We start from the raw sequence: 26,479 nt of genomic DNA on the forward strand, positions 1-26,479 counted from the left end.
ATGCCGATAAACATCACCATGCCTGCCCTTTCTCCGACGATGGAAGAGGGCAATCTGGCCAAGTGGCTGGTCAAGGAAGGCGACAAGGTCGCACCCGGTGACGTGATCGCCGAGATCGAGACCGACAAGGCGACCATGGAAGTGGAAGCCGTTGACGAAGGCACGGTCGCCAAGCTGGTTGTTCCGGCAGGCACCGAAGCGGTCAAGGTCAACGCCCTGATCGCCATCCTCGCCGCTGATGGCGAGGATGTGGCCGAAGCGGCAAAGGGCGGCGCTGCTGCTCCCGCCAAGGCGGAAGCAAAGGCCGAGGCACCCAAACAGGAAGCCAAGGTAGAAGCTGCTGCCCCGGCAGTCGCTGGAAACGGTTTTGTCGGTAATGCAAGTCCAGCTTCGGCTGGAGGCGACCGTGTCGGCAATAGCGCTCCGGCGTCGGCGTCCGGCGAGCGCATCTTCGCTTCGCCGCTTGCCCGCCGTCTCGCCAAGGAAGCCGGTCTCGACCTCTCGGCCGTTTCCGGTTCCGGACCGCATGGCCGTATCGTCAAGACCGACGTGGAAAAGGCCGCCGCTTCCGGCGGTGCGAAGGCCGCACCGTCTGCTGCTGCATCCGCAGGCGCACCGGCTCCGGCCCTCGCCAAGGGCCAGTCGGACGAAGCCGTTCTCAAGCTGTTCGAACAGGGTTCTTACGAGCTGGTACCGCATGACGGCATGCGCAAGGTCATCGCCAAGCGTCTGGTCGAATCCAAGCAGACGGTTCCGCATTTCTACGTTTCCGTGGATTGCGAACTCGATACGCTTCTGGCGCTGCGCGCCCAGCTCAATGCGGCTGCCCCCGAAAAGGACGGCAAGCCGGCCTACAAGCTGTCGGTCAACGACATGGTCATCAAGGCGCTGGCTCTTGCCCTGCGCGATGTGCCTGATGCCAACGTCTCCTGGACGGAAAGCGCCATGGTCAAGCACAAGCATTCGGATGTCGGCGTCGCCGTTTCCATTCCGGGTGGCCTGATCACGCCGATCATCCGCAAGGCGGAAGAGAAGTCGCTCTCCACAATCTCCAACGAGATGAAGGACTACGGCAAGCGCGCCAAGGAGCGCAAGCTGAAGCCCGAGGAGTATCAGGGCGGCACGACCGCGGTGTCCAACATGGGCATGATGGGCGTCAAGAGCTTCTCGGCCGTCATCAACCCGCCGCATGCCACCATTCTGGCGGTCGGTGCGGGTGAAGAACGCGCTGTCGTGAAGAATGGCGAGATCAAGATCGCCAACGTCATGACGGTTACGCTCTCCACCGACCACCGCTGCGTCGATGGCGCGCTCGGAGCCGAACTGATCGGCGCCTTCAAGCGCTACATCGAAAACCCGATGGGCATGCTGGTTTGATCGGAGCGTGACATGGTGAAATCGGTCCTCTGCTTTGGCGATTCCCTGACCTGGGGATCAAATGCGGAAACGGGTGGCCGTCACAGCCATGACGATCTTTGGCCGAGCGTCTTGCAAAAGGCGCTCGGTTCCGACGTGCACGTGATCCACGAAGGTCTTGGTGGCCGTACTACCGCCTATGACGATCTGACGGCCGATTGTGACCGCAATGGCGCAAGGCTTCTGCCGACGCTGCTGCACAGCCATGCGCCGCTTGATCTCGTCATCATCATGCTCGGCACCAACGACATGAAACCGTCGATCCACGGATCGGCCATTGTCGCCATGAAGGGTATCGAGCGATTGGTGAAACTCACGCGCAATCACGTCTGGCAAGTGGCTGACTGGGAAGCGCCGGATGTTCTGATCGTCGCGCCGCCGCAGCTTTGCGAAACGGCAAACCCCGTGATGGGGGCGATCTATCGCGATGCGATCGATGAATCGGCCATGCTGGCTTCGGTTTACCGGGACCTTGCCGACGATCTCGATTGCGGTTTTTTCGATGCCGGCTCCGTTGCCCGCACGACGCCGGTGGACGGCGTTCATCTCGATGCTGAAAACACGCGGGCCATCGGCCGCGGGCTGGAGCCCGTCGTCCGCATGATGCTCGGACTTTGACACTCATTCTCGTTTCGGGGCGGTTTGCCGTTTTCCGAATAAGACAAGGCAGGATTTCCAATGGCTCAATCTTATGACGTCATCATCATCGGTTCGGGACCGGGCGGTTATATTGCCGCGATCCGCGCAGCCCAGCTCGGCATGAAGGTTGCCGTCGTGGAGCGCGAGCATCTGGCCGGCATCTGCTCCAACTGGGGCTGCATTCCCACCAAGGCCCTGCTGCGCACCGCCGATGTCATGCACACCGCCACCCATGCCAAGGATTACGGCCTGACGCTGGAAGGCTCGATCAAGCCGGACGTCAAGGCGATCGTGGCGCGCTCGCGCGGCATTGCTGCGCGCATGAACAATGGCGTCGGTTTCCTATTCAAGAAGAACAAGGTCGATATCATCTGGGGTGAAGCGAAAATCACCAAGCCGGGCGAGATCGTCGTCGGCAAATCCACCAAGCCGGTGGTTCAGCCGCAGGGTCCCGTGCCGAAGAACACGCTGGGTGAGGGCACCTATACCGCCAAGCACATCATCGTCGCCACAGGCGCCCGCCCGCGCGCGCTGCCCGGCATCGAGCCGGATGGCAAGCTGATCTGGACCTATTTCGAGGCGATGAAGCCGGAAGAACTGCCGAAGTCGCTGCTCGTCATGGGCTCGGGCGCTATCGGCATCGAATTCGCCAGCTTCTACCGTACCATGGGCGTCGACGTCACCGTCGTCGAGATCATGAGCCAGGTCATGCCGGTCGAGGATGCGGAAATCTCCACCTTCGCCAAGAAGCAGCTCGAAAAGCAGGGCATGAAAATTCACCTCGAGACCAAGGTTTCCAAGGTTGAGAAGGGCGCGAACTCCATCACTGCGACGCTGGAGAAGAAGGACGGTTCTTCCGAGAAGATCACCGCCGATCGGATGATTTCGGCCGTTGGCGTCGTCGCCAATATCGAAGGCATCGGCCTCGAGGCTGCCGGCGTGAAGACCGATCGCGGCTTTATCGTCATCGACGGTTACGGCAAGACCAACGTGCCGGGCATCTACGCCATCGGCGATGTTGCCGGCCCGCCGCTGCTCGCCCACAAGGCCGAGCATGAAGCAGTGATCTGCGTCGAAAAGATCGCCGGTCTGCCGAATGTGCACCCGATGGACAAGCTCAAGATTCCGGGCTGCACCTATTGCAACCCGCAGGTCGCTTCTGTCGGTCTCACCGAAGCCAAGGCCAAGGAACAGGGCCGCGACATCCGCGTTGGCCGCTTCTCCTTTGCGGCGAACGGCAAGGCCGTGGCGCTCGGCGAAGATCAGGGCATGGTCAAGACCATCTTCGACAAGAAGACCGGCGAGCTGCTCGGCGCGCATATGGTCGGTGCGGAAGTCACCGAACTCATTCAGGGCTTCGTTGTTGCGATGAACCTCGAGACCACTGAAGAAGACCTGATGCATACGATCTTCCCGCATCCGACCATTTCGGAATCGATGAAGGAAAGCGTGCTCGACGCCTATGGGCGTGTTCTGAACGCATAAGTGCTCCGTGATACCCGGCATTGTTTAACCATGCCGGGTGTCCCATATGTCTCGATGCAGGCTCCTTAAATGGGGCTGGTTCTTTCAGGGAGCGTGGGAATGGAAAGTGTAGGCTGGATTGCAGCGATCATCATCGGCGGTCTCGCCGGCTGGCTTGCGGGCAAGCTCATGGATATGCGCTTCGGCATTTTCATGAACATCATCCTCGGCATCGTCGGTTCGGTGGTTGCGGTTGCGATGCTTCGAACCTTCGATGTTTTCGTGCAGGACAGCAGGCTCGGCTATTTCGTCACGTCGTTCATCGGCGCCAGCCTTTTGCTGTTTCTGGCGAAGCTGGTACGGCGCTGAAAGGCTTCGTGACCGGAAGGGGCTTACGCTTTTTCTGGAATTGTTCTAAAGCATCGGACCAACAGATGTTTAGGTCGCCAGGGGCGATGGAAGCAGGTTTTTAATGGTCACTATTCTCGACAGGACGTCGTCCGACGAAAAGCGCATTCGCCACCCGGAAAAGGCGCATAAGCCCGATACCGAGGTCATGCGCAAGCCGGAATGGATCCGCGTCAAGGCGCCGACATCCAAGGGCTATCACGAGACGCGTGAACTGGTGCGTTCGCACAAGCTGGTGACGGTGTGCGAGGAAGCCGGCTGTCCGAATATCGGCGAGTGCTGGGACAAGAAACACGCGACCTTCATGATCATGGGTGAAATCTGCACCCGCGCCTGCGCTTTCTGCAATGTCGCGACCGGCAAGCCCAATCCGCTGGATATGGCCGAGCCCGAGAACGTCGCCAAGGCCGTCAAGCAGATGGGCCTTTCCCACGTCGTCATCACCTCGGTCGACCGCGACGATCTCGCCGATGGCGGCGCTGAACATTTCGAGAAGGTCATCTGGGCGATCCGTGCGGCATCGCCCAACACGACCATCGAAATCCTCACCCCCGACTTCCTGAAGAAGCCCGGCGCGCTGGAGCGGGTCGTCGCCGCCAAGCCCGATGTCTTCAACCACAATATGGAAACCGTCCCGGGCAATTACCTCACGGTTCGTCCCGGCGCGCGCTATTTCCACTCCGTGCGCCTTCTGCAGCGGGTGAAGGAACTCGATCCCACCATGTTCACCAAATCGGGCATCATGGTCGGCCTCGGCGAAGAGCGAAACGAAGTGCTGCAGCTGATGGACGATCTGCGCAGCGCCGATGTGGACTTCCTGACTATCGGTCAATATCTGCAGCCGACCCGCAAGCACCACAAGGTCGAGGCTTTCGTGACGCCGGAAGAGTTCAAGTCCTACGAGACCGTGGCTTATACCAAGGGCTTCCTGATGGTGTCTTCCAGCCCGCTGACCCGCTCCTCGCACCATGCCGGCGACGATTTCGAACGCCTGCGTGCGGCCCGCGAGAAGAAGCTGCTGGCGGCTGCGGAGTAAGCAGGGGTAGTAGGGCTGGATTGCCCACAAGGGGCGCAATCTCCCTCCTTCGTCATCCTCGCCCTTGAGGCGAGGATCCATTGGTCGCCGCCAATGGTAGATACTCGGGTCAAGCCCGAGGACGACGTCGAGTGGGGGGCTCGTCAGGAAAACGTTGACTGCCTTATTTTAGCTTGCCTCGCTCACACCACAACCTTCTCCGGCCTATGCGCCCGCATGCACAAGATCACGCTCAGCACCACCGAACAGATCGCCACGATCTCGACAATGGTCGGCCCGCGTCCTTCCCATAAAAATCCGTAAAGCAGCGCAAACAGCGTTTCGAACAGGATCATCTGCCCGACCATGGTGAGCGGCAGAAGGCGGCTCATGCGGTTCCATAAGGCATTGCCGAGAATGGAGGCGGTGAAACCCAGTCCGGCTGCAACGGCCACAAAATGCAGCCAGTCGCTCGAATTATGGCTTTCGCCGCCAAAGCCAAAGGCCGGAATGGCGAGCGCCAGCGCAAGCCCACCGGTCACCACACCGGTCATCATGTTCCAGTCATCGGCGCTGACATCGTGAAGGCGGGAGAGCCACCGGGCATTGCCAACCGCAAAGGCCGTCCATGACGCTAGCGCACCGAGCGCACAGGCAAGCCCGATGACGCGAGAGACATCGAGCCCCGCATCGTTTTCCGTCAGCGACTGCCAGGAAATGCCGATAATCCCCATTGCGCCGAAGGCCAGCGACGGCCACAGCCGCTTCAGCGACACCGCGCCATGATCACGGCTGCCGATGATGGTGACGGCGACCGGCAGGAAACCGATGATGATCGAGGTGAAGGCGACACCGCTCAATTTCACCGCCGTCGATATGAAGACATAATAAGCGATGTTGCCGATCATGCTCAGCCAGCCGAGTGCTATCCACTCCTGCGCGCCAAAATGGGCCGACACGCGTTTCAGGCGCGGCCCGATGATGATGAGGGAAATCAGCCCATAGGTGAGATAACGCGCCGTCGACAGTTGCAGGGCCGAAAAATCCGGCACGAGTTTCGGGGCGAGAAAAATCCCACCCCAGAGCGCACCCGCCAGCATGCCGTAAAAAACACCGAGACCTGTTCTGTTCATGTCATGTCACATCCGCATTCACATTTGCCTGCGATGTGCCACAGCGCTTTGCGGCTGTCTTGACAAAAACTCCTGACGGATGTGCTGGCGGTTTTAATGAATCCCGTAGATCCGACGGTAAGCTGCGGGCGTTTCACCCACTGCATTGCGCATGGCGCGTGTCAGTGCAGTCTGGTCGGAAAAACCGGCCCGCAAGGCGATCTCAGCAATTGGCAGGGTGGAATTGCTGAGCAATGCGCAGACCTTGTCCATGCGCAGCCCGGCCAGCCAGCGGTGAGGCGGGAGGCCGAATTCCTCGAGAAACAGCGCATGCAGGCGGCTGTCGCTGATCGTCACGCAGGAGGCCAGCATCTCGATGGTCCAGGGGAAGAACGGTTCCGCCCTGATGAGTGCAACGAGCCTGTGCAGGCGTTGGCGGATGTCGGCTTTCTCATTGGCAAGGCTGTCGACCAGGAGCGGCGCCCACAGGTCCGCAATATCGTCGCGTCGCCCCTCTGTTCCGATGACGCCGCGCATATAGGCGATCAATTGCCGCGTATCCTGCGCTATGTCGAGAAACGGCGAATGGGCGAATTTCTCGAGCGTTTGCTCGGGAAGGGCGCCTTCATCGATATCCACCACCAGCGAGCGGTTGCTTGCCGTCGCTTCCTGCGTATGCGGCGCATCGCGATGGATGAACACGCCGCGTCCGGTCGACAATTCGTCCTGCCATCCAGCCACATCGATCAGCAGACGCCCGGAGACAGGAAGAACGATCTGCACGAAGCCATGCCGTTCCTTCGGTCTTTCTTCCCTGTAGGTTCTGATATTTGCGGATGCGGCCATCATGACGCTGTCGTTTCCATTGTGCAAAGAAATGGCCGCCTCGAAAAAGCGGCCAGTTTCATTGTTTGATTATGACATCGTCTTGAAGATTGGGCCAGTCGGCTTTATCGGTCGGCTCTGCGCGCCGGCAATTAACAGTCTTCTTTGGCGGTCGATTCGCCGCGTTTGCGCTTGCGCAGAACCGGCTTGTTCTCTCTCGCCTCGCATTTTGCAACGTCAATGAGATAGGCAAGCACCGGCATGCCATTCATCGATGCGAGTTGCTTGGCGGATTCGAGAAGGTTGATGATGTTGGAAAAATCGTCCATCGGCTCACTCAGTGGCTCAAAGCGGTTATGTCGGGTCTGAACCCAAGGGTGAATACGCGTGGGGAAATCGGGAGTGCCCGGCGCGTTTGCATCCAGTGGGTGTAATATTAGTGGCAAATAAATAGCAATCCCTGCGAGGGGGTTGCAATAGTCAATTTTCCGTAACTGCCATGCGCAACGACGATATCGTTCTAGAACGCTATATCGGGTTGGCAGCACGGTGTTCCAGCGGTCCTGACGAGGCTTACGCGATGCCGCACTATCTGGATAGAGCCGAAGACGCAGCAAAAATCATTGCGGGCGCAAAACGTATCATGGTCGTTGGCTGCTCTGGTGGCGGCAAGTCGACACTGTCACATAAGCTCTCGGCTGCCTTCGGGCTTCGCTACATTTCCATGGATCGCGAGATTTTCTGGTTGCCGGGCTGGCAGGCGCGTCCGCGCGAGGAACAACGGCAGAAGATCGCCGCCATCGTCGCAGAGGAGAAGTGGCTGATGGATGGCAGCAACCCGTCATCTTTCGACATGCGCCTGCCGAGATCCCACATCGTCCTGTGGGTGCGCATGCCGCGCTGGCTTTGCCTGTGGGGCGCGGTCAGCCGAATCATCAAGGGTTATGGCAAGGCGAGGCCCGAAATGGCGGAGGGTTGCCCTGAAAGGATCGATCTCGATTTCCTGCGCTATATCTGGAATTTCGAGCGGCGCCATACGCCGATCTTCGAGCAGAATTTCGCGCTTTATGGTCCTGATGTGCCGGTATTCCAGCTGAAAAGCCGAAAACAGTTTCGCCGCCTTCTTGATCTTCTGCGTATCGAGGATTAACTGCCGCTCATGCCACAGTTCGAAACGCATCGCCACGTCAAACACTCGCCCGACCGCATGTACGACCTTGTCGCCGATGTGGAGAAATATCCGCAGTTTCTGCCCCTTTGCGAGGCGCTCACCGTCCGCTCGCGCAAGGAGCGCGATGGCAAGGTATTGCTGGTGGCGGATATGACGGTGGGCTACAAGGCCATTCGCGAAACCTTCACCACGCAGGTGCTGCTGAACCCGGCCGAACGCGCCATCGACGTGAAATATATCGACGGCCCGTTCAAATATCTCGACAATCGCTGGCGTTTCGAGGCCTCGGACGAGGGCGGCTCAGCCATTCATTTCTTCATCGATTACGAATTCAAGAACCGTCTGCTCGGCGCAGTCATGGGGTCGATGTTCGACAGGGCCTTCCGCATGTTCGCCGAAGCCTTCGAAACGCGTGCCGATAAAATTTATACGGACCCGGCCTGATTGAGGGCAATCAGCATCTCAAGCGCGGTCCTCACCGTCGCAAGCCGGATTTCGGTGCGGCCGATCTCGCCGTAACGCATTTCCCGATGCAGGCTGCCGCCATCGCGCGCCTTGGCGGCCAGATGCACCAGCCCGACCGGCTTGTCGGCGGAACCACCACCCGGACCGGCAATACCGGTAACGGCGACCGCAAAATCCGCCCGTGAACGAAACAGGGCGCCATGCGCCATCTGCAGCGCCGTCTGTCGGGAAACCGCGCCGAAATTCGCCAGCGTCTCGACACCAACCCCCAGCATGTCCATCTTGGCTTCATTGGTATAGGTGACAAAACCACGATCGACGACAGCGGAGGAGCCGGCAATCTCCGTCAGGGCACCGGCGATCAGGCCGCCGGTGCAGCTTTCCGCGGTCGAGACCATGAGGCCATGCGCGGTGAAATCGACAATGATCTGCCGCGCCAGCTCTTCTATGTCAGCGGGAAAAAGGCTCATAAAGGTCTGCCCCTGTAGACAACGGTAGCGGTGGCGATTGCAGCAATGCCTTCCCGGCGGCCGACGAAACCGATGGTCTCATTGGTCGTCGCCTTCACCGAGCAGCGCTCCAGCGCGATGCCCAGCATGTCCGAGAGTGCTTCGCGCATGGCCTGGCGGTGCGGGCCGATACGCGGCGCTTCCGCAATCAGCGAGACATCGGCATTCATGATCGTGCCGCCATTGTCGCGCACCACTTTCGCCGCATGTTCGAGGAAGATGCGTGAGGCGGCACCCTTCCATTGAGGCTCGGAAGGCGGGAAGTGATCGCCGATATCGCCAGCACCGCAGGTGGCGAGCAGCGCATCCGTCAGCGCATGCAAGGCCACATCCGCATCCGAATGACCTTTGAGTTTCTGGTCGTGTTCGATTAAGACGCCGCACAGCGTCACACCGTCGCCGGCCTCCAGCTGGTGCACGTCGTAACCATTGCCGGTGCGCACGTCCGGCAATCCGTGGGTGAGCTTTTCATCGGCCATGGCGATATCCCGCTTGAGAGTGAGTTTTACATTGTCGACCGAACCTTCGGTCAGCGTTACCGTCAGTCCCGCCCATTCGGCAATCGAAGCATCATCGGTAAAATCGGACTTTCCGGAGGCGGCAGCGGCGCGGTGCGCGGCGAGAATATCGCCATAGCCGAAACTCTGCGGTGTCTGCGCCGCATAAAGCCCCTGCCGGGAAACCGTTTCCACGACGCGACCATCCGAACCGCGCTTCAGCGTGTCGGTGACGGGCAGGGCAGGCAGAACGCCGCTAGCACCGGCCCGGTGCAGGGCGATAATGCGTTCCAGCATGTCCACGGCGACGAAAGGCCGCACGGCATCATGGATCATCACATGCGTCAGCTCTTCCGAGGAGAGCGCTTCCAGACCGGCAAGCACCGATTGCTGGCGTGTCGCGCCGCCCGTGACGGTGACGATCCGCTTTCCGGCATTCAGCCGTTCAAGGATCGGCGACAGCAGTGCTGCATCGTCTGCATGGCTGACGACAACGATCGGAGAGGCGTGATCCCAATCCAGAAAGGTCGACAATGTATGCTCGATCACGGCCCTGCCGCCGATCGGGCGATATTGTTTCGGCCCTTCCTCGGGGGAGCCTGCCCTTTCGCCGCGTCCTGCGGCGACGATGACGATGCCGAGTTTCATAGTACTTTCCTGCATTGGTCTTATGCTTTGCGCGCAACCCTTAGCGGTTGACAGTCCTGCTCTAGCGTTTCAAAACCCGGATGGCCAGCCCGATAAGACGCGCATCCGCCCCTGCACCTCGCAGGATCCGCAATCCTTGCGTGTTCGAACCTGCACAAATTGCTGCCGACAGCAAAACAGGCAGGCAGTCGCCCAGCAAATAAAAGGTGCAACCCTCTAAAAGTGCTTGGCAACTGCACAAACACTGTCTAAAAATAATGCAAATAACCCTTCTGCATGAAAGATCATCAGTTGCCCTTTCCGGAGTTGTCAGAACCGTTCAGCATCGGCTCAGTTGCGATCCGTAATCGCGCCGTGCTGGCGCCCATGTCGGGCGTGACGGATCTGCCGTTCCGGCAGCTCGCCTGGCGTTACGGTGCGGGCCTTGTTGTCACGGAAATGGTGGCAAGCCGCGAACTTGTCGCCAATCGCGGGGAATCCTGGGCGCGGCTGAAAAATGCCGGCATGGTTCCGCATATGGTGCAGCTCGCCGGGCGCGAAGCGCATTTCATGGCCGAGGCGGCGAAGATCGCTGCCGATAACGGCGCCGGAATCATCGATATCAATATGGGCTGTCCAGCCAAGAAGGTAACGGGCGGCTATTCCGGCTCGGCTTTGATGCGCGATCCCGATCATGCACTCTCGCTGATCGAGGCAACGGTCAATGCGGTCGACGTGCCTGTGACGCTGAAGATGCGGCTCGGCTGGGATCAGAACACCATCAATGCGCCGGAGATCGCCCGCCGTGCCGAAGCCGCAGGCGTTCAGCTGATCACCATTCACGGCCGCACCCGTATGCAGTTTTACGAGGGGCGTGCGGATTGGGACGCCATCCGCGCCGTGCGCGAGGTGATTTCCGTGCCTCTGATCGCCAATGGCGATGTGGAAACAGCCGAAGATGCGCGGGAAATCCTGCGTCGCTCGGGTGCTGATGCCGTCATGGTCGGTCGCGGCGCACAGGGTCAGCCCTGGCTGCCGGCGGCGCTCGCCGGACATTCAGCGCCGCACCGCGACGATATTCCCGCCATCGCCATCGAACATTACGAGATGATGCTGGAATTCTACGGAAGGGAAGCCGGTCTCCGGCATGCCCGCAAACATCTTGGCTGGTATCTCGACCGTTTCGCGCCAGAGATCGCCACGACTGACAAGGCTGAAATCATGACATCGCGTGACACGGCGGAAGTGGCGGATCTGCTGCGCTCCGCCCTTAGCGAAAATGCGGGCGAAGAAGCCGCAAGGAAGGCCGCATGAGCGCTGACAAACACAGCCCGGCAGATGCAAACCCGCTCGCCATGGCGGTTCTGAACGCGGTGCAGAACCCCGTCATTCTGGTGGATGCCGAAGGTTTCATCGCCTTCGCCAATTGGGAAGCCGAAGCCTTTTTCGGGGCGAGCGCCTCCCATCTCGCCCGCTACCGCGTTTCCACCTTCATTCCCTTCGGCAGCCCGTTGCTCGCCCTGATCGATCAGGTGCGGGAGCGCCGCGCGCCGGTCAATGAATATCGCGTCGACCTGAGTTCACCGCGTCTCGGCCAGGACAAGCTGGTTGATCTCTACGTTGCACCCGTTGTCAGCGAACCGGGATCGGTTGTCGTCGTCTTCCAGGAAAGGTCGATGGCCGACAAGATCGACCGGCAATTGACCCACCGGGCGGCAGCGCGCTCCGTTACCGGCCTTGCCTCCATGCTCGCGCATGAAATCAAGAATCCGCTGTCCGGCATTCGCGGCGCTGCCCAGCTGCTTGAGACGTCGGTTGCCGATGAAGACAGGGCGCTGACACGGCTGATCTGCGACGAGACCGACCGCATCGTCTCGCTGGTCGACCGTATGGAGGTGTTTTCCGACGAGCGGCCGGTAGACCGCGTGCCGGTCAATATCCATTCCGTGCTCGATCATGTGAAGGCCATCGCCAAGGCCGGTTTTGCCCGCAATATCAAGATTTCGGAGAATTACGACCCGTCGCTGCCGCCTGTTTATGCCAATCGCGACCAGCTGGTGCAGGTCTTTCTCAATCTGGTGAAGAATGCGGCGGAAGCCGTGGGCAATCAGCCGGATGGCGAGATCATCCTCACCACCGCCTATCGCCCCGGCATGCGGCTTTCGGTTGCCGGCAGCCGCGAGCGTATCTCTCTGCCGCTCGAATTCTGCGTGCATGACAATGGCCCGGGCGTTCCGGCCGATCTTTTGCCGCATCTTTTCGATCCTTTCATCACCACCAAGACGAATGGTTCTGGCCTCGGGCTGGCGCTTGTCGCCAAGCTGATCGGCGCCCATGGCGGCATTGTCGAATGCGACAGCCAGAACCACCGCACGACTTTCCGCGTATTGATGCCCGTCTCGCCGGAAGTGGCGTTCGACGACCGCACTTTGCCGAACACGACAGGAAATGACCTATGACAGCTACGATCCTCGTCGCCGATGATGATGCCGCAATCCGCACGGTGCTGAACCAGGCGCTGAGCCGCGCCGGTTACGACGTGCGCATCACCTCCAATGCCGCAACGCTCTGGCGCTGGGTTTCGGCGGGTGAGGGCGATCTTGTCGTGACCGATGTCGTGATGCCGGATGAAAACGCCTTTGACCTTCTGCCGCGTATCAAGAAGGCTCGCCCGGACCTGCCGGTTCTGGTCATGAGTGCGCAGAACACCTTCATGACGGCCATCAAAGCCTCGGAAAAAGGCGCTTACGATTACCTGCCGAAGCCCTTCGACCTGACGGAACTGATCGCCATCATCGGCCGCGCCCTGTCAGAACCGAAGCGCAAGCCGGCCAAGCTCGATGACGACATGCAGGACGGTATGCCGCTCGTTGGCCGTTCGGCGGCGATGCAGGAAATCTACCGCGTTCTAGCGCGCCTGATGCAGACCGACCTGACGCTGATGATCACTGGTGAATCCGGTACGGGTAAGGAACTGGTGGCGCGTGCGCTGCATGATTACGGCAAGCGCCGCAACGGTCCCTTCGTCGCCATCAACATGGCGGCAATCCCGCGCGACCTGATTGAATCGGAACTCTTCGGCCATGAGAAGGGCGCCTTCACCGGCGCGCAGAACCGCTCCACCGGCCGTTTCGAACAGGCCGAGGGCGGCACGCTGTTCCTCGATGAAATCGGCGACATGCCGATGGACGCCCAGACGCGCCTGCTGCGCGTGTTGCAGCAGGGCGAATATACGACGGTGGGCGGCCGCACGCCGATCCGCACCGATGTCCGCATCGTTGCTGCCACCAACAAGGACCTGAAACAGTCGATCAATCAGGGTCTGTTCCGCGAAGACCTTTATTACCGCCTGAACGTCGTGCCGCTGCGCCTGCCGCCGCTGCGTGACCGCGCCGAGGATATTCCCGATCTGGTGCGCCATTTCATTCAGCAGGGTGAGAAGGAAGGTCTGGAAGGCAAGCGTTTCGAGAGCGAGGCGCTGGAGGTTATGAAGGCCTATGCCTGGCCAGGCAACGTGCGTGAGCTGGAAAACCTGATCCGCCGCCTGATGGCGCTTTATCCTCAGGAAGTCATCACCCGCGAGATCATCGAGCAGGAATTGCAATCGGATGTTCCCGACAGCCCGCTCGACAAGATGGCGGTCCGCACCGGTTCGCTCACCATTTCGCAGGCGGTCGAGGAGAATATGCGCGATTATTTCGCCAGCTTCGGCGATGGCCTGCCGCCGCCCGGCCTTTATGACCGCGTTCTGCGCGAACTGGAATATCCGCTGATTCTCGCCGCCCTGACGGCGACGCGCGGTAACCAGATCAAGGCCGCCGATCTTCTTGGCTTGAACCGCAATACGCTGCGCAAGAAAATCCGCGAGCTTGGCGTTTCGGTCTATCGTAGCTCCCGCCCAAGCTGAGAATGTTGACAAGGCCGCATTTGTCGTTGCACTTTCGCCACATTGTGTTGCTTGAAAAACACTAGAAGGAAAGAGATTCGCCAGTCTGAGGCGCGTCTCGCCTGACTTCAGAAATGTGGTGCTGGCTGGCCAGCGATTGGGAGTAGTGCATGCGGAAACCCGCCGCCGAAAAAGCCGTTGCCGACGACGCAGCGGGAATGGTGGTTGCCGATCGCAGGATGTCTTTCGCTTTGCCGGGGCTGGTGCTCGCCGGCGTCGCCCTTGTCTGCGCTATCCTCACTCTCTTCGTGCTTCTGGGTGTCACCCCCATTGCGCCGACATCGAACGTCGTCATCGCCTCGGTGGTGATCAATTCGATCTTCGTGATCGGACTGATCTTCCTCATCGGGCGCGAAATCAACCGGCTGCTGAAAGCCCGCAAAAAGGGCAGGGCCGCCGCTCGCCTGCACGTGCGCATCGTCGTGCTTTTCTCCATCGTGGCGATCACACCGGCCGTTCTCGTCGCCATTTTCGCCAGCCTGACGCTGAATGTTGGCCTCGACCGCTGGTTTTCGCTGCGCACGCAATCGATCGTCGATTCATCGAGCAATATTGCCCAGGCCTATATGATGGAGAATGCCGGCTATCTTCAGGGCCAGACCCTGTCGATGGCGACCGACCTCGATCGTAACCGCGCCCTTTTTTATCTCGACCGCACCGGCTTCATTGATCTCATGACCCGCCAGGCCAAGGGCCGCGGCCTGCTCGGCGCGTTTCTGGTGCAGGAGGATGGTGACGCCGTCGCTCAGGCCGATATCAAGACGGAAAAGCCGCTTCCGGCCATTCCGCATGACGCGCTCGAAAAAGCGGCCGCCGGCCAGCCGACGCTGATCCCACCTGGCATCACCAACCTCGTCGGTGCCATCATCAAGCTTGAAGGCATCGGCGGTACCTTCCTTTACACGGTCCGCGCCGTCGATCCCAAGGTGATGGGCGCGATGCGGCTGATGGAAGAGAACCGCGCCGAATACAAGGCGATGGAAGCGGGCCGCGCGCCGTTGCAGATCGCCTTCGCAATCCTTTATCTCGGCTTTGCGTTGATCGTGCTTCTCGCCGCCATCTGGACGGCCATTGCGGTCGCCGACCGTATCGTGCGGCCGATCCGCCTTCTCATCGGTGCCGCCGATAGTGTCGCCACCGGCAACATGCATGTGCTGGTGCCCGTGCGCGCCGTCGATGGTGACGTTGGCCGCCTGTCGCGCACCTTCAACAAGATGGTCTCGGAACTGCGCAGCCAGCAGGAACAGATCATCGAGGCCAAGGACGATATCGATGATCGCCGCCGCTTCATTGAAGCCGTGCTGTCAGGCGTCACCGCCGCCGTCATCGGTGTCGATGAGAACCGCAGGATCACCATCGTCAATCCGTCAGGCGAGGAATTCCTGGCGCAGACCTCCGAGCAGCTTATCGGCGCGCAACTCTCGGAGATTGCGCCTGAAATCGAGCAGGTCGTGACCGAGGCGAATACCTGGTCGCGCGGCAATTTCCGCAAGCAGATCAATATCATGCGACGCGGCAAGGAGCGCACGCTCAATGTCCAGGTGACCCGCGAGGATGCCCGCGACAGCCGCGACAGCTACGTCATCACCCTTGATGATATTACCGATCTCGTCATCGCCCAGCGCTCGACGGCATGGTCGGATGTGGCGCGCCGTATTGCGCATGAAATCAAGAACCCGCTGACGCCGATCCAGCTTTCCGCCGAGCGCATCAAGCGCCGTTTCGGCAAGCAGATCGACGAGAGCGACCGCGCCGTCTTCGACCAGTGTACGGACACCATCGTCCGGCAGGTCGGTGATATCGGCCGGATGGTGGATGAATTCTCGGCCTTTGCGCGCATGCCGAAGCCGACAAAGGAAAAGTCGGATCTGCGGGCAATCCTGAAGGATGCCGCATTCCTGCGCGAAATCAGCGCCGCCGATACGAAATTCTCAACCGAACTGGGCGACATCCCGCTGGAGGGCATGTTCGATGCCCGCATGCTGGGTCAGGCCTTCGGCAATCTCATCAAGAATGCGACGGAAGCCATCGAGGCGGTGGAAGGCGAAAAGCGGCCTGGAAAAATCCTGGTGCGTGCCTCCTTCGACGAGAGCAATTCCCGTTTTGTGGCAGACATCATCGACAATGGCCGCGGCCTGCCCGTCGAGAACCGTCACCGCATTCTCGAACCCTATATGACGATGCGGGACAAGGGCACGGGCCTCGGCCTCGCCATCGTCAAGAAAATCATCGAAGAGCATGGCGGGTATCTGGAGCTCCATGATGCCCCGCCGGAGTTCGACCATGGCCATGGCGCCATGATCAGAGTGCTGCTGCCCTATATCGAGGCGGTCGGCGGCGAAAATAACAAGGAAGCAGCATATGGCGTCTGATATTCTGGTCGTGGATGACGAGGCGGACATTCGCGAAATCGTAGCGGGCATTCTGTCCGACGAGGGCCACGAGACCCGCATGGCGTTCGACAGCGACAGCGCGCTGGCCGCCATTTCGGAGCGCGTACCGCGCCTGATCTTTCTCGATATCTGGATGCAGGGCTCGAAGCTCGACGGTCTGGCGCTGCTGGATGAGATCAAGAGCCGCCATCCCGAAATTCCGGTTGTCATGATTTCCGGTCACGGCAACATCGAAACCGCCGTCAACGCCATCAAGCGCGGCGCCTTCGACTTTATCGAGAAGCCGTTCAAGGCCGATCGCCTGATCCTGATCGCCGAGCGGGCACTGGAGAACTCCAAGCTGAAACGCGAGGTTCAGGAACTCAAGAAGCGCACGGGTGACGCGGTTGAACTCGTCGGCGCGTCGCTTGCGGTTTCGCAACTGCGCCAGACCATCGACAGGGTAGCACCCACCAACAGCCGCATCATGATCCTCGGGCCCTCCGGTTCCGGCAAGGAACTGGTGGCGCGCATGGTGCACAAGAAATCCTCACGCGCCACCGGACCTTTCGTGGCGCTGAATGCCGCAACGATCACGCCGGACCGTATGGAAATTGCGCTCTTCGGCACCGAGGGCCTGCCCGGACAGCCACGCAAGGTGGGCGCTCTGGAAGAGGCCCATCGCGGCGTTCTTTATCTCGACGAAGTCGGCGAGATGCCGCGCGAAACCCAGAACAAGATCCTGCGTGTGCTGGTTGACCAGCAGTTCGAGCGTGTCGGTGGCGGCAAGCGGGTGAAGGTGGATGTGCGCATCATTTCCTCGACCGCCCATCACCTTGAAAGCCTGATCGCTGAAGGCCAGTTCCGCGAGGATCTTTACCATCGCCTTGCCGTCGTGCCCGTGAAGGTGCCGGCGCTTTCCGAGCGGCGCGAGGATATTCCCTTCCTTGTCGACATGTTCATGCGCCAGATTTCCGAGCAGGCCGGCATACGCCCGCGCAAGATCGGTGACGACGCCATGGCCGTTCTTCAGACGCATGACTGGCCGGGCAATATCCGCCAGCTGCGCAACAATATCGAGCGGCTGATGATCCTTGCCCGTCCCGAAGGCGGCGAAGCGCCGATCTCGGCCGACATGCTGCCATCGGATATTGGTGACATGCTGCCGAAGATTTCGGCGCAGGGCGACCAGCACATCATGACCCTGCCGCTGCGCGAAGCCCGCGAAATGTTCGAACGGGACTATCTGGTCGCCCAGATCAACCGCTTCGGTGGCAATATTTCGCGAACGGCGGAATTTGTCGGCATGGAACGGTCTGCACTGCATCGCAAACTGAAATCTCTCGGCGTATAAGGAGCGAAGGCCAAGTCGCCGCAACCGATTATTCCGTCAGAGAGACAGCATGAAAGTCATCATTTGCGGCGCAGGGCAGGTGGGTTACGGCATCGCCGAACAATTGTCGCGGGAGGATAATGAAGTATCGGTGATCGATACGGCCGCGCCGCTCATCACTGCCATCACCGAGACGCTGGATGTGCGCGGTTATGTCGGCCATGGCGCGCATCCCGATATGCTGGCGAAGGCGGGTGCCGACCAGGCGGACATGATCATCGCCGTGACGCTTCATGACGAGATCAATATCGTCGCCTGCGAGGTGGCGCATGCGCTCTTCAGCGTTCCGACCAAGATTGCCCGTATTCGCGACCAGAGCTATCTGAAACCGGAATATGCCGATCTCTTCAGCCGCGAGAACATGTCGATCGACGTGACGATTTCGCCGGAAGTCGAGGTCGGCAAAATGGTGCTCCGACGCATCGCTTTTCCGGGCGCGACCGATGTCGTGCGTTTTGCCGATGATACGATCTTCATGCTGGCGATTGAATGCATGGAGGACTGCCCTGTCATCAACACGCCATTGCAGCAGCTGTCCAACCTTTTCCCGGACCTGATCGCGACGGTGGTGGGTGTTTACCGGAACGGCATCCTCAAGGTCGCGCATTCCTCGGAACAGCTGCGGGTCGGAGACCTCGCCTATGTGATCTGTCAGCGCCTGCACGCCCGCCGCACCTTAAGCCTTTTCGGTCATGAGGAGCAGGAGGCGCAGCGCATCGTTATCGCCGGCGCTGGCAATATCGGCTACTTCGTCGCCCGCAAGATTGAGGAGATGCAGCCGAAAACACGGGTGAAGATCATCGAGTCGGATCGCGACAGGGCTATTGCCGCGTCGGAACAGCTCAGCAACACCATCGTCATGCATGGATCGGCGCTTGACCATAAGATCTTGATGCAGGCCGACATTCAGGATTCGGATCTCATCGTTACCCTGACCAATAACGACCAGACCAATATTCTGGCGGCCGTGATGGCCAAGCAGCTCGGCTGCAAGTCTAACCTCGCGCTGCTAAACAGCTCGTCTTTCCATGAGGTCGCCGGTTCGCTCGGTCTGGATGCCTATATCAACCCGCGGGCCGTCACCATTTCCCGCGTTCTCCAGCATGTGCGCAAGGGCCGCATCCGCTCGGTCTATGCCGTGCAGCGCGGGTCGGCGGAGGTGATCGAGGCGGAGGCGCTGGAAACGTCGCCGCTGGTCGGACAGTCGTTCCGCGACATCGATATGCCTGACGGCGTGCGCATTGGCGCGATCTATCGCGACGGCGTGGTGATCCGCCCGGACGGCAGTACAAAAATCAAGGCGAAGGACCGTGTCGTGCTGTTTGCATCCGCCGATGCGGTGCGCGACGTGGAACAACTTTTCCGTGTTTCAATACAATATTTCTGACTGTCCCGAATCGAAAAAGCGGGTCAATACTCGTACTCATTCGGCTGTTTTGACCGTTGCGGAACGGAACACGATTTGATACCAGAGTTTGAGGTCGACCAAGCGGGGGACAAGACTTGGCCGGCTTATTATTGATTGATTATTTTCCGGTATCCCTGCCGGCAAAAAAGAAAGAAGCGGCGCCATGGCGGAACGTTCTCAAAACCTTCAGGATCTCTTCCTCAATACCGTTCGTAAGCAAAAGATTTCGCTCACGATTTTCTTGATCAACGGCGTCAAGCTGACGGGCGTTGTCACCTCCTTCGACAATTTCTGCGTGCTTCTGCGCCGTGATGGTCATTCGCAGCTTGTCTACAAGCATGCAATCTCCACCATCATGCCCGGCCAGCCGATGCAGATGTTCGAGAGCGAAGAAGGCGCAGCCTGATCCGGCTCCCTCGACGGTATCTTTCGACATAGGCTGACGTGAAGAGGGAACATTTCCGGTTCCGTCAGGTTATTCTAAGGGCCGCCCGCGCGGACGCGGTCGGCCGCAATGTTCTTTCTGGATAAGGCTGAGCCCATTTCGACGCGAGACACCTCGAACGAATCGATCATTCCGGAGCAGGAGAAGCGCCGCGACGACATGCGCGCCGTGGTTCTCGTGCCGGTTCTCAAGCAGCAACGCGAAGGCCGCGATGCGGCGTCGGCACCTCCTTCCCCCGGTCGCTCCGTTGAAGCCAAGCTTGAGGAAGCCAAGGGTCTGGCGCTCGCCATCGATCTCGACGTGACGCAGGGTCTTGTCGTTCCGGTCAATCAGCCGCGTCCCGCCACCTTGTTCGGAACCGGCAAGATCGAGGAAATCGGCCATCTTCTGGATGAGACCAATTCCGGCCTCGTGATCGTCGATCACCCGCTCACCCCGGTGCAGCAGCGCAATCTCGAAAAACAGTGGAATGCCAAGGTCATCGACCGCACCGGTCTGATCCTTGAAATCTTCGGCCGCCGCGCCTCCACCAAGGAAGGGACGCTGCAGGTCGATCTTGCGCATCTGAACTACCAGAAGGGCCGCCTCGTCAGAAGCTGGACCCACCTTGAACGCCAGCGCGGTGGCGCCGGTTTCATGGGCGGTCCGGGTGAAACCCAGATCGAGGCCGACAGACGCCTGCTGCAGGATCGCATCGTCAAGCTGGAGAAGGAATTGGAGCAGGTGGTGCGTACCCGCCAGCTTCACCGCGCCAAGCGCCGCAAGGTGCCGCATCCGATCGTCGCGCTGGTGGGCTACACCAACGCAGGCAAATCCACGCTGTTCAACCGCATCACGGGTGCTGGTGTTCTGGCGGAGGATATGCTGTTCGCCACACTCGATCCGACATTGCGTCGCATGAAGTTGCCGCATGGCCGAACCGTCATCCTGTCCGACACGGTCGGCTTCATCTCCGACCTGCCGACGCATCTCGTCGCCGCTTTCCGCGCGACGCTAGAAGAAGTGCTGGAAGCCGATCTCGTTCTGCATGTGCGCGACATGTCCGATCCCGACAATGCCGCGCAATCGGCTGACGTGCTGCGCATTCTCGGCGATCTCGGCATTGACGAGAAGGAAGCCGAAAAGCGCATCATCGAGGTCTGGAACAAGGTCGACCGTCTGGAACCCGAGGCGCATGACGCCATCATGCAGCGTGCAGAAGGCCGCTCGGATATCCGCGCCGTTTCGGCAATCACGGGCGAGGGCGTCGATGCCCTCATGGACGAGATTTCAAAACGCCTGTCCGGTGTTTTGACGGAAACAACCGTTCTCCTGTCCGTTGAACAATTGCCGCTCATATCATGGGTTTACAGCAACTCCATCGTCGATAGCCGCGAAGACCATGAGGATGGCTCGGTTGCGCTTGATGTGCGCCTTTCGGAAACGCAGGCGGCTGAACTCGAACGGAAGCTTGGAAAGGCGACCATTCGCGAGCGGGAAGACTGGGAGCGCTAAGCGCTCCTTAGCGGAATATCAGAACAATCAGGACGAAACCGTATCGAGCGACCGTTCGATGCGTTTCGCCGCCTGCCACAGGTCTTCCATTCTCTCAAGGCTCGCTTCCTGAAGCGTCTCGCCACTGTCAGAGAGTGATGTTTCGATATGGTTGAAACGCCTGCGGAACTTCGTGTTGGTGCCACGCAGCGCATTTTCCGGATCGGTCTTGACGTGGCGGCCGATATTGACGAGCGCGAAAATCAGGTCGCCGAGTTCGTCCGAAACCTTTTCCGGTTTTCCTTCCGCCAGCGCCTCGCGCAGCTCGGCGATTTCCTCTTCGATCTTGTCGAGAATGGGAGCCGGATCCGACCAGTCGAAACCGACGCGGGCCGCCTGTTCCTGTAGTTTCAAGGCCTCCGTCAGCGCCGGCTGGCTACGTTGTATCCCACCCAGAAAGCCCGCCTTGAAATCCTCCGTAATGCCCCGGCGCACGCGGCGCTCCGCCCGCTCGCGTTTTTCCTCGGCCTTGATCCGGTCCCATTGCAGCTTGACACTGTCAGGCGTATCGGCGTCCGATGCGGCAAAGACATGCGGATGGCGGCGGATCATCTTCGAGGTGACGGCCTCAACCACGTCACCAAAGGCGAATTCGCCCTTTTCCTCGGCGATGCGGGCATGGAAGACCACCTGCAGCAACAGGTCGCCCAGCTCCTCGCAGAGATCGTCCATATCCTCGCGCTCGATGGCATCGGCGACTTCATAGGCCTCTTCGATCGTATAGGGCTTGATGGTCTCGAAGGTCTGGACGACATCCCACGGGCAGCCGGTCTCCGGTTCGCGCAGGGCCTGCATGATCTCGATCAGGCGGGAAATATCCTTCGAGGCTTCCATATGTCTCAAACCTTCGTTCTTGCGGGGAGTATGGGTGGAAACGGGATCACCCGCAAATGCCCTGTCTTTTCGTTTTTACTCTTTGTTCGGATGCAAAACCGCGTCAGTTGAGCGGAATGTCATTGTCACCCTTTGAGGACTGGTAGCTGGTGGAAAGATCGTCATAGACGGCCTTGATCCGGGCCGTCTGCGCCTTCAGCGTGGTCTTCAGCGGATCGTCTTCGCCCTCCACCAGATCGGCGATGAAATAGGAATTCCAGAAGGCATTGTTGCGGCGATATCCGCCGGGCTCCAGCCCGAAAACCTCCTTGAGGATTTTCAGATCATGCGGGATTGCGAAAGCGTCGCGGGAATCCTCGTGACTGAAGAAGGAGTAGAAATTGTCGAAGCCGGCCCAGGTGATGGCGGACATGCACATGGTGCAGGGTTCGTGGGTCGAAAGGAAAATCAGTTCCTTGGTATTCGGCTTTTCACCCAGTTCGTAAAACCGTTTCAGCGTGTGCACTTCGCCATGCCAGAGCGGATTTTCCAGCTCATTATTCGTCTCGGCCACGACCAGCGACAGGTCGGATTTGCGCAGGATCGCCGCACCGAAAACCTTGTTGCCGAGGCTGACCCCGCGCGCTGTCAGCGGCAGGATATCGTGTTCGATGACATCGAGAAGGCGGGCGGCGAGGGTGTGGCTGGTCAAGGGGCTGGTCCTTCGTGCCGCCTGCAGAAAAGCGGTCTTCGCATGGAGAAATCGACAGGAAACGGTCGCTCCTTGTTCGGCGCGAGGACCCGGTTTGTCAAGGGATTCTGAAGGGATTCTGAGGCCCGAAAAGGGACTGCCGGTTTGTTTTCCTCCAAAACAGGGGTCTTCGAGAAATAAAAATCCAGGTGCTGGAAAGGCTTGAATTTCTGTTTCTTCAATCTTGCACCGCAATGCGGGATATATGTCCAATGCACAACGAACATGATTTTTCCGCTGCTGGCGACCGCCTTTCAACCTTCCCTGCCTTCTTCCGGGTTGAGGGACGGCCGGTCGCTGTTTTCGGAAATGGAGACGAGGCTTTCGCCAAGGTAAGGCTTCTCGCCAACACTGATGCGCATATCGTCGCCTATGCCGATCAGCCGGAAGCGGATTTTAGACGTTATCTCCAGGAAAACAGCATTGATCATCGGGCATTGGGTTTCGAAAGCCGTCTGATCGATGGTGCAACGCTGGTTTTTGCCGCAACTGGTGACGAGGCGCTGGACCGTGAGATCGTTTCTGCGGCGCGTGCAAAGAAAATCCCTGCCAATGCGGTGGATCAGCCGGAATTCTGCGATTTCTTCACGCCGGCGCTGGTCGCCCGCGCGCCTGTCGCCATTGCCATCGGCACGGAAGGGGCGGGGCCTGTTCTTGCCCAGATGATCCGCGCGCGCATCGATCAGATGTTGTCGCCGTCGCTCGGCAAGCTTGCGCGTCTTGCCGTGCAATATCGCGACGCAGCCGAAGAAAACGTGCCGAAGGGCGCCTTGCGGCGCAATTTCTGGCGGCGGTTCTTTTCCGGTGCGGTCGCGGATGCCGTGGCTCTTGGCGATACGTCTTCAGCACGTGAAGCCGCTGACCGTCTGCTGCAATCGCCTGAGCGCAGCGAAGGCCGCGTCTGGCTGGTTGGTGCCGGTCCGGGGGCGGAAGATTTGCTGACATTGCGCGCCCAGCGCGTGTTGATGGAAGCCGATGTGATCGTCTATGACGCGCTTGTGCCGCAGGCGATTGTCGATATGGGGCGCCGCGATGCCGAGCGTCTCTCCGTCGGCAAGCGCAAGGGTTGCCACACGAAATCGCAGGAGGAAATCAACCGCCTGCTGGTGCGCCTCGGCAAGGATGGCAAGCGTGTCGTGCGCCTCAAATCCGGTGATCCTCTGGTCTATGGCCGGGCGGGCGAGGAAATGGCGGCGCTGCGTAATGCCGGTATCGGTTATGAGATCGTGCCCGGTATCACTTCCGCCTTCGCCGCCGCTGCGGATTTCGAATTGCCGCTGACGCTGCGCGGTGTCGCCTCGTCGCTGATTTTCACCACCGGCCATGACCTGACCGGCGATGTCCTGCCCGACTGGGCCCGTCTTGCCGTCTCCGGCGCGACCATTGCCGTCTATATGGGCCGCAGCGTCGCCGCTTCGGTTGCGACAAGGCTGATCGAGGCGGGGCTTGGCGTGGAAACGACGGTCGCCGTCATCGAAAACGCCAGCCGCGCGGATCGCCGCCTGCTGCATGGCACATTGAACGATCTGCCCGACCTCGAACATCGCGATGAGCTGACCGGCCCGGTCATGGTCATCATCGGCGATGCCGTGGCGGGTGCTAATTTCGACAGGTCCGAGGCGCTTGCGCTTGCCGCAAGGCCGGCGAACCTCAAACGGGAGTATGCAAATGGCTGACAAGGTTTTGACCGCCAACCGCCTGAGCGACGGTATCGCCGTCTGGCTCGACGCCAATGGCGAATGGACGGAGAACCTGCAGGGGGCGATCGTGGCCCGCCATGCGGAGGCCGTCGCCTCGTTCGAGGAAATCGGCAAGCGGGATTTCTCCGCCAACAAGGTCGTGGATGTGGCCGTCATCGATGTTGTCGAGGAGAACGGCAAGCTCTGGCCGACCCGTCTTCGCGAACGCATTCGCGCCGCTGGCCCAACCGTGCACTATGCCACCGGCTTCAAGCCGGCCGATGCAGCATTCATCGCAGTCTGAGGAAGAATATGTACCGTTACGACGAGTTCGATCACGCATTTGTTGAAGGCCGCGTGGCACAGTTTCGCGATCAGGTCGAGCGCCGCCTTTCCGGCGAACTGGCCGAGGATGCGTTCAAGCCGCTGCGCCTGATGAACGGTGTCTATCTCCAGCTGCATGCCTATATGCTGCGCGTCGCCATTCCCTACGGTACGCTGAATTCCAAGCAGATGCGGATGCTGGCCCATATCGCCCGCAAATATGACCGGGGTTACGGCCACTTCACCACCCGCCAGAACATCCAGTACAACTGGCCGCGTCTGTCCGATACGCCGGATATTCTGTCCGAACTGGCAAGTGTCGAAATGCATGCGCTGCAGACGTCCGGCAACTGCATTCGCAACGTCACCGCCGACCATTTCGCCGGTGCGGCCGCCGATGAGGTCGCCGATCCGCGTCCCTATGCGGAAATCCTGCGTCAGTGGTCTTCCGTCCACCCGGAATTCTCCTTCCTGCCGCGCAAGTTCAAGATCGCGGTGACGGGCGCCGAGCGCGACCGTGCCGCCATTCAGGTTCACGATATCGGCCTGCATCTGAAAAAGAACGACAAGGGTGAGATCGGTTTTGCCGTTTATGTCGGCGGCGGGCAGGGCCGCACGCCGATGATCGCCAAGAAAATCCGCGACTTCCTGCCGGAAGAGGATCTCTTGTCCTACACCACGGCGATCATGCGCGTTTATAATCTGCACGGCCGTCGCGACAACAAATACAAGGCGCGCATCAAGATCCTCGTGCACGAAACCGGTGCGGAAGAACTGGCCCGCCAGGTCGAGGTGGAATTCGCGGAACTCAAGAACACCGAGCTGAAACTGCCGGATGCCGATATCGCGGCAATCACCGCTTATTTCGCGCCGCCGGAACTGAAGGACCGCCCCGAAGGCTGGGAAAGCCTGGCGCGCTGGAAGCGGGCCGATGAAGGCTTTGCCCGTTTTGTCGAGCAGAACGTCGCACCGCACAAGCATCCCGACTACGGCATGGTGACGATTTCGCTGAAGCCGATTGGCGGCATTCCGGGCGATGCGACCGACGAGCAGATGGAACTTGTCGCCGATATCGCCGCAGAATATGCCTTCGACGAAATCCGCATCAGCCATGAGCAGAATATCATCCTGCCGCATCTGGCGCTGGCTGATCTCGAACCGGTCTATCGCGCGCTTGTCGGCGCGGGGCTGGCCACCGCCAATGCCGGGCTGATCACCGATATCATTGCCTGTCCCGGGCTGGACTATTGCGCGCTCGCCAATGCGCGCTCTATTCCGCTGGCGCAGGAAATCTCCACCCGCTTTGGTGCGCATGAGCGTCAGGCGGAAATTGGCGAGCTGAAGATCAAGATTTCCGGCTGCATCAATGCCTGTGGTCACCACCATGTCGGCCATATCGGCCTTCTGGGCGTGGAGAAAAAAGGTGCGGAACTCTACCAGATCACGCTTGGCGGATCGGGCGATGAAAACACCTCGATCGGCGAGATCATCGGCCGTGGCTTCGAGCCGGAAAAAGTGACCGATGCGGTGGAAACCATCGTCGACACCTATCTTGGTCTTCGCCTTTCGAAGGAAGAGAACTTCCTTGAAGCCTATCGCCGCGTCGGACCGCAGCCTTTCAAGGATGCGCTCTACGGTTCCGCAGCCGAAGCCGCCTGAGGAGATTG

General features: G+C 59.9%; 25 protein-coding genes. 18 read left to right on the plus strand and 7 right to left on the minus strand.

The window, feature by feature from the left end:
• The 5 genes from AC1ROR_RS04110 to lipA all read left to right on the plus strand — a co-directional run bounded on the left by AC1ROR_RS04110 (window position 1) and on the right by lipA (window position 4,963).
• Entirely contained in the window at window positions 1-1,377 is a 1,377-nt protein-coding gene (locus AC1ROR_RS04110) for a pyruvate dehydrogenase complex dihydrolipoamide acetyltransferase (RefSeq protein WP_498588655.1), read from the plus strand.
• 12 nt (window positions 1,378-1,389) lie between these two features.
• Window positions 1,390-2,034 carry an SGNH/GDSL hydrolase family protein gene (locus tag AC1ROR_RS04115; protein ID WP_498588656.1) on the plus strand — a complete coding sequence of 215 codons (645 nt, stop codon included), beginning with the start codon at window positions 1,390-1,392 and terminating at the stop codon, window positions 2,032-2,034.
• 60 nt (window positions 2,035-2,094) lie between these two features.
• A complete protein-coding gene (gene lpdA / locus AC1ROR_RS04120) occupies window positions 2,095-3,540 on the plus strand; it encodes a dihydrolipoyl dehydrogenase (protein WP_003502607.1) in 1,446 nt (481 codons plus the stop codon).
• A 99-nt stretch (window positions 3,541-3,639) separates the two neighbouring features.
• Complete coding sequence (locus AC1ROR_RS04125) at window positions 3,640-3,888, plus strand: GlsB/YeaQ/YmgE family stress response membrane protein (protein WP_035217455.1); 249 nt, start codon at window positions 3,640-3,642, stop codon at window positions 3,886-3,888.
• A 103-nt stretch (window positions 3,889-3,991) separates the two neighbouring features.
• Entirely contained in the window at window positions 3,992-4,963 is a 972-nt protein-coding gene (gene lipA, locus AC1ROR_RS04130; protein ID WP_035217452.1) for a lipoyl synthase, read from the plus strand.
• 182 nt (window positions 4,964-5,145) lie between these two features.
• On the opposite strand, the gene AC1ROR_RS04135 is transcribed toward lipA, so the two are convergent.
• The 3 genes from AC1ROR_RS04135 to AC1ROR_RS04145 form a co-directional block, all read right to left on the minus strand.
• Window positions 5,146-6,075 carry a DMT family transporter gene (locus AC1ROR_RS04135; protein ID WP_498588657.1) on the minus strand — a complete coding sequence of 310 codons (930 nt, stop codon included), beginning with the start codon at window positions 6,073-6,075 and terminating at the stop codon, window positions 5,146-5,148.
• A 93-nt stretch (window positions 6,076-6,168) separates the two neighbouring features.
• Window positions 6,169-6,903 (minus strand): helix-turn-helix transcriptional regulator, encoded by a 735-nt coding sequence (locus tag AC1ROR_RS04140; RefSeq protein WP_498588658.1) that lies wholly within the window; start codon window positions 6,901-6,903, stop codon window positions 6,169-6,171.
• 128 nt (window positions 6,904-7,031) lie between these two features.
• A complete protein-coding gene (locus AC1ROR_RS04145) occupies window positions 7,032-7,208 on the minus strand; it encodes a hypothetical protein (protein WP_003496171.1) in 177 nt (58 codons plus the stop codon).
• 251 nt (window positions 7,209-7,459) lie between these two features.
• On the opposite strand from AC1ROR_RS04145, the gene AC1ROR_RS04150 reads away from it, so the two are divergent.
• Complete coding sequence (locus tag AC1ROR_RS04150; RefSeq protein WP_498589170.1) at window positions 7,460-8,029, plus strand: P-loop NTPase family protein; 570 nt, start codon at window positions 7,460-7,462, stop codon at window positions 8,027-8,029.
• Window positions 8,030-8,038: 9 nt separating this feature from the next.
• Window positions 8,039-8,494 carry a type II toxin-antitoxin system RatA family toxin gene (locus AC1ROR_RS04155; RefSeq protein ID WP_035217445.1) on the plus strand — a complete coding sequence of 152 codons (456 nt, stop codon included), beginning with the start codon at window positions 8,039-8,041 and terminating at the stop codon, window positions 8,492-8,494.
• Here the strand turns inward: AC1ROR_RS04155 and AC1ROR_RS04160 are convergent.
• On the minus strand, window positions 8,476-8,985 hold the full coding sequence (locus AC1ROR_RS04160; protein WP_498588659.1) for a CinA family protein: 510 nt from the start codon (window positions 8,983-8,985) through the stop codon (window positions 8,476-8,478). The two genes, AC1ROR_RS04155 and AC1ROR_RS04160, sit on opposite strands and share 19 nt — an antisense overlap.
• Window positions 8,982-10,169, minus strand: a complete 1,188-nt coding sequence (locus tag AC1ROR_RS04165) for a bifunctional 2-C-methyl-D-erythritol 4-phosphate cytidylyltransferase/2-C-methyl-D-erythritol 2,4-cyclodiphosphate synthase (protein WP_498588660.1) — start codon at window positions 10,167-10,169, stop codon at window positions 8,982-8,984. Before AC1ROR_RS04165 ends, AC1ROR_RS04160 begins: the two co-directional genes overlap by 4 nt.
• A 276-nt stretch (window positions 10,170-10,445) precedes the next feature.
• On the opposite strand from AC1ROR_RS04165, the gene dusB reads away from it, so the two are divergent.
• The 8 genes from dusB (at window position 10,446) to hflX (ending at window position 21,206) form a co-directional block, all read left to right on the plus strand.
• Window positions 10,446-11,462 carry a tRNA dihydrouridine synthase DusB gene (gene dusB, locus AC1ROR_RS04170; protein WP_498588661.1) on the plus strand — a complete coding sequence of 339 codons (1,017 nt, stop codon included), beginning with the start codon at window positions 10,446-10,448 and terminating at the stop codon, window positions 11,460-11,462.
• Window positions 11,459-12,607, plus strand: a complete 1,149-nt coding sequence (locus AC1ROR_RS04175; RefSeq protein WP_035217435.1) for a two-component system sensor histidine kinase NtrB — start codon at window positions 11,459-11,461, stop codon at window positions 12,605-12,607. Before dusB ends, AC1ROR_RS04175 begins: the two co-directional genes overlap by 4 nt.
• Window positions 12,604-14,055, plus strand: a complete 1,452-nt coding sequence (gene ntrC, locus AC1ROR_RS04180; protein WP_035217434.1) for a nitrogen regulation protein NR(I) — start codon at window positions 12,604-12,606, stop codon at window positions 14,053-14,055. The genes AC1ROR_RS04175 and ntrC overlap by 4 nt, the downstream gene beginning before the upstream one ends.
• Window positions 14,056-14,204: 149 nt before the next feature.
• Window positions 14,205-16,466 carry a sensor histidine kinase NtrY-like gene (locus AC1ROR_RS04185; protein ID WP_035217432.1) on the plus strand — a complete coding sequence of 754 codons (2,262 nt, stop codon included), beginning with the start codon at window positions 14,205-14,207 and terminating at the stop codon, window positions 16,464-16,466.
• Window positions 16,456-17,820 (plus strand): nitrogen assimilation response regulator NtrX, encoded by a 1,365-nt coding sequence (gene ntrX, locus AC1ROR_RS04190; protein ID WP_035217431.1) that lies wholly within the window; start codon window positions 16,456-16,458, stop codon window positions 17,818-17,820. Before AC1ROR_RS04185 ends, ntrX begins: the two co-directional genes overlap by 11 nt.
• Before the next feature lie 49 nt (window positions 17,821-17,869).
• Window positions 17,870-19,246 (plus strand): Trk system potassium transporter TrkA, encoded by a 1,377-nt coding sequence (trkA, locus tag AC1ROR_RS04195; protein WP_498588662.1) that lies wholly within the window; start codon window positions 17,870-17,872, stop codon window positions 19,244-19,246.
• A 184-nt stretch (window positions 19,247-19,430) separates the two neighbouring features.
• Window positions 19,431-19,673, plus strand: coding sequence for an RNA chaperone Hfq (gene hfq, locus AC1ROR_RS04200; protein ID WP_003496145.1), 243 nt, complete (start codon window positions 19,431-19,433; stop codon window positions 19,671-19,673).
• A 108-nt stretch (window positions 19,674-19,781) separates the two neighbouring features.
• Window positions 19,782-21,206, plus strand: coding sequence for a GTPase HflX (hflX, locus tag AC1ROR_RS04205; RefSeq protein ID WP_191856209.1), 1,425 nt, complete (start codon window positions 19,782-19,784; stop codon window positions 21,204-21,206).
• Between the two features lie 27 nt (window positions 21,207-21,233).
• On the opposite strand, the gene mazG is transcribed toward hflX, so the two are convergent.
• Both mazG and AC1ROR_RS04215 read right to left on the minus strand, forming a co-directional pair.
• Window positions 21,234-22,079, minus strand: coding sequence for a nucleoside triphosphate pyrophosphohydrolase (gene mazG, locus AC1ROR_RS04210; protein WP_080834317.1), 846 nt, complete (start codon window positions 22,077-22,079; stop codon window positions 21,234-21,236).
• 103 nt (window positions 22,080-22,182) lie between these two features.
• Window positions 22,183-22,770: a deaminase gene (locus AC1ROR_RS04215; protein WP_498588663.1), complete on the minus strand. Its 588-nt coding sequence runs from the start codon at window positions 22,768-22,770 to the stop codon at window positions 22,183-22,185.
• 251 nt (window positions 22,771-23,021) lie between these two features.
• Here AC1ROR_RS04215 and cysG point away from each other — a divergent pair, with 251 nt between their 5' ends.
• Genes cysG through AC1ROR_RS04230 form a run of 3 tightly spaced genes read left to right on the plus strand, consistent with a single transcriptional unit; the run spans window position 23,022 to window position 26,471 of the window.
• A complete protein-coding gene (cysG, locus tag AC1ROR_RS04220; protein WP_498588664.1) occupies window positions 23,022-24,485 on the plus strand; it encodes a siroheme synthase CysG in 1,464 nt (487 codons plus the stop codon).
• Entirely contained in the window at window positions 24,478-24,792 is a 315-nt protein-coding gene (locus AC1ROR_RS04225) for a DUF2849 domain-containing protein (RefSeq protein ID WP_035217422.1), read from the plus strand. Before cysG ends, AC1ROR_RS04225 begins: the two co-directional genes overlap by 8 nt.
• An 8-nt stretch (window positions 24,793-24,800) precedes the next feature.
• Window positions 24,801-26,471, plus strand: a complete 1,671-nt coding sequence (locus tag AC1ROR_RS04230; protein ID WP_498588665.1) for a nitrite/sulfite reductase — start codon at window positions 24,801-24,803, stop codon at window positions 26,469-26,471.
• Window positions 26,472-26,479: the final 8 nt, after the last annotated feature.

It is taken from the genome of Agrobacterium sp. GW821-FHT14E08, assembly GCF_058803865.1.

Coding starts and splice junctions, on each gene's coding strand:
- trkA (WP_498588662.1), top strand. CDS start 17,870: ATGAAAGTCATCATTTGCGGCGCAGGGCAGGTGGGTTACGGCATCGCC.
- AC1ROR_RS04140 (WP_498588658.1), bottom strand. CDS start 6,903: ATGATGGCCGCATCCGCAAATATCAGAACCTACAGGGAAGAAAGACCG.
- AC1ROR_RS04225 (WP_035217422.1), top strand. CDS start 24,478: ATGGCTGACAAGGTTTTGACCGCCAACCGCCTGAGCGACGGTATCGCC.
- dusB (WP_498588661.1), top strand. CDS start 10,446: ATGAAAGATCATCAGTTGCCCTTTCCGGAGTTGTCAGAACCGTTCAGC.
- AC1ROR_RS04230 (WP_498588665.1), top strand. CDS start 24,801: ATGTACCGTTACGACGAGTTCGATCACGCATTTGTTGAAGGCCGCGTG.
- AC1ROR_RS04175 (WP_035217435.1), top strand. CDS start 11,459: ATGAGCGCTGACAAACACAGCCCGGCAGATGCAAACCCGCTCGCCATG.
- hfq (WP_003496145.1), top strand. CDS start 19,431: ATGGCGGAACGTTCTCAAAACCTTCAGGATCTCTTCCTCAATACCGTT.
- cysG (WP_498588664.1), top strand. CDS start 23,022: ATGCACAACGAACATGATTTTTCCGCTGCTGGCGACCGCCTTTCAACC.
- AC1ROR_RS04125 (WP_035217455.1), top strand. CDS start 3,640: ATGGAAAGTGTAGGCTGGATTGCAGCGATCATCATCGGCGGTCTCGCC.
- ntrX (WP_035217431.1), top strand. CDS start 16,456: ATGGCGTCTGATATTCTGGTCGTGGATGACGAGGCGGACATTCGCGAA.
- AC1ROR_RS04115 (WP_498588656.1), top strand. CDS start 1,390: ATGGTGAAATCGGTCCTCTGCTTTGGCGATTCCCTGACCTGGGGATCA.
- mazG (WP_080834317.1), bottom strand. CDS start 22,079: ATGGAAGCCTCGAAGGATATTTCCCGCCTGATCGAGATCATGCAGGCC.
- hflX (WP_191856209.1), top strand. CDS start 19,782: ATGTTCTTTCTGGATAAGGCTGAGCCCATTTCGACGCGAGACACCTCG.
- AC1ROR_RS04135 (WP_498588657.1), bottom strand. CDS start 6,075: ATGAACAGAACAGGTCTCGGTGTTTTTTACGGCATGCTGGCGGGTGCG.
- ntrC (WP_035217434.1), top strand. CDS start 12,604: ATGACAGCTACGATCCTCGTCGCCGATGATGATGCCGCAATCCGCACG.
- lpdA (WP_003502607.1), top strand. CDS start 2,095: ATGGCTCAATCTTATGACGTCATCATCATCGGTTCGGGACCGGGCGGT.
- AC1ROR_RS04160 (WP_498588659.1), bottom strand. CDS start 8,985: ATGAGCCTTTTTCCCGCTGACATAGAAGAGCTGGCGCGGCAGATCATT.
- lipA (WP_035217452.1), top strand. CDS start 3,992: ATGGTCACTATTCTCGACAGGACGTCGTCCGACGAAAAGCGCATTCGC.
- AC1ROR_RS04185 (WP_035217432.1), top strand. CDS start 14,205: ATGCGGAAACCCGCCGCCGAAAAAGCCGTTGCCGACGACGCAGCGGGA.
- AC1ROR_RS04165 (WP_498588660.1), bottom strand. CDS start 10,169: ATGAAACTCGGCATCGTCATCGTCGCCGCAGGACGCGGCGAAAGGGCA.
- AC1ROR_RS04155 (WP_035217445.1), top strand. CDS start 8,039: ATGCCACAGTTCGAAACGCATCGCCACGTCAAACACTCGCCCGACCGC.
- AC1ROR_RS04145 (WP_003496171.1), bottom strand. CDS start 7,208: ATGGACGATTTTTCCAACATCATCAACCTTCTCGAATCCGCCAAGCAA.
- AC1ROR_RS04110 (WP_498588655.1), top strand. CDS start 1: ATGCCGATAAACATCACCATGCCTGCCCTTTCTCCGACGATGGAAGAG.
- AC1ROR_RS04150 (WP_498589170.1), top strand. CDS start 7,460: ATGCCGCACTATCTGGATAGAGCCGAAGACGCAGCAAAAATCATTGCG.